This window comes from Halobiforma nitratireducens JCM 10879 (assembly GCF_000337895.1).
Lineage (GTDB): Archaea > Halobacteriota > Halobacteria > Halobacteriales > Natrialbaceae > Natronobacterium > Natronobacterium nitratireducens.
Map to the genome: position 1 here is coordinate 1 of NZ_AOMA01000022.1, position 222 is coordinate 222.

1 pseudogene is annotated in these 222 nt (G+C 61.7%); it reads left to right on the forward strand.

Annotation, left to right across the window (positions count from 1 at the left end):
- Positions 1 to 109: 109 nt before the first annotated feature.
- Positions 110 to 222 (forward strand): annotated as a pseudogene (locus tag C446_RS19785) (zinc ribbon domain-containing protein); the annotation flags it as partial.

Consider the following 222-nt stretch of genomic DNA (forward strand, 5'->3'; position numbering starts at 1 on the left):
GCTCAGTTCCCCGCGGAGACACCGAACTCCCGAACCACCACGCAGTACGATAAAATTCTCGTCGCCGGCGAGGACGCCATCCTCTTCGAGCCCTCCTCAGGTGGTCGCGATGGCTAACCCCTCTCCCACCCCGATCGGCGTCGATCTTGGCGAATACAACCTCTACACGGCCTGCCCAGCCACGATACCGGACTGGAAGGGAGCCTACAGAATTCCCGGCAA